This is a genomic window from Pseudomonas sp. EGD-AK9 (assembly GCF_000465935.2).
In the GTDB taxonomy this organism is placed as follows: Bacteria; Pseudomonadota; Gammaproteobacteria; order Pseudomonadales; family Pseudomonadaceae; genus Aquipseudomonas.
The window spans coordinates 1-1,210 of the sequence record NZ_AVOF01000592.1 but is presented as its reverse complement, the minus strand read 5'-3'; the positions used below and the strand labels follow the sequence as shown (position 1 = coordinate 1,210).

Here is a 1,210-nt window from a genome sequence, read left to right as displayed (position 1 = left end):
AACCGCCGCCGGCGCCCTCGGTGCTGCGCGAGGTGCTCGGGCATATCGGCGAGGTGGTCGAGGGCCTGTGGCACCAGGGCCGGGCGCTGCTCGGCTTTATGGGCCTGACCCTGGCCAGCATGCTCGCCATCGCCCTGCGCCCGACGCGCTGGCGCCTGACCTCGCTGGCCGCGCACCTGGAGCAGTGCGGGCTCAACGCGGTGCCCATAGTCGCCCTGCTGACCTTCCTGGTCGGCGCCGTGGTGGCCTTTCTCGGCGCCACCATCCTCGCCGAGTTCGGCGCCAGCATCTACACGGTCAACCTGGTGGCCTACTCCTTCCTCCGCGAGTTCGGCGTGCTGCTTACCGCCATCCTCATGGCCGGGCGCACCGCCAGCGCCTTCACCGCGCAGATCGGCTCGATGAAGGCCAACGAGGAGATCGACGCCATCCGCACCCTAGGCCTGAGCCCGGTGGAGCTGCTGGTGCTGCCGCGGGTGTTCGCCATGCTCATCGCCCTGCCGATCCTGACTTTTATCGCCATGCTCAGCGGCATGCTCGGCGGCGCCCTGGTCTGCGCCCTGAGCCTGGACATCTCGCCGACCATGTACCTGTCGATCCTGCACGACAGCGACCTGCTGCGGCACTTTCTGGTGGGCCTGCTGAAGGCGCCGATCTTCGCCTTCCTGATCGCCCTGATCGGTTGCCTGGAGGGCTTCAAGGTCAGCGGCAGCGCGCAGTCGGTGGGCGAGCACACCACCTCGGCGGTGGTGCAGTCGATCTTCGTGGTGATCCTGCTCGACGCCCTCGCCGCGCTGTTTCTGATGGAGATGGGCTGGTGAGCCGCGAGACCGTCATCGAGGTGCGCGAGCTGTGCAACCGGTTCGGCAGCCAGGTGGTGCACCAGCACCTGGATTTCGACCTCTATCGCGGCGAGATCCTCGGCGTGGTCGGCGGCTCGGGCACCGGCAAGTCGGTGCTGCTGCGCAGCATCGTCGGCCTGCGCCAGCCCGATGCCGGCACCGTGCGGGTGTTCGGCGAAGAGCTGCTGAGCCTGCCGGCCGAGCGCCGCTCGCAGCTGGAACGACGCTTCGGCGTGCTCTACCAGCGCGGCGCGCTGTTCTCCTCGCTGACCGTCAGCGAGAACATCGCCCTGCCGCTGATCGAGCACGCCGGCCTGTCGCGCGCCGCCGCCGAGCGCCTGGCGCGGGTCAAGATCGCCCTCGCCGGC

At 69.4% G+C, this 1,210-nt stretch carries 2 protein-coding genes; both read left to right on the top strand.

The window, feature by feature from the left end; translation table 11 throughout:
• On the top strand, positions 1–821 hold an 821-nt coding region (locus N878_RS21315), incomplete at its 5' end, for an ABC transporter permease (RefSeq protein WP_021445561.1).
• The coding region (locus N878_RS21310) for an ABC transporter ATP-binding protein (RefSeq protein ID WP_021445560.1) at positions 818–1,210 on the top strand (393 nt) is incomplete at its 3' end. The genes N878_RS21315 and N878_RS21310, both read left to right, overlap by 4 nt.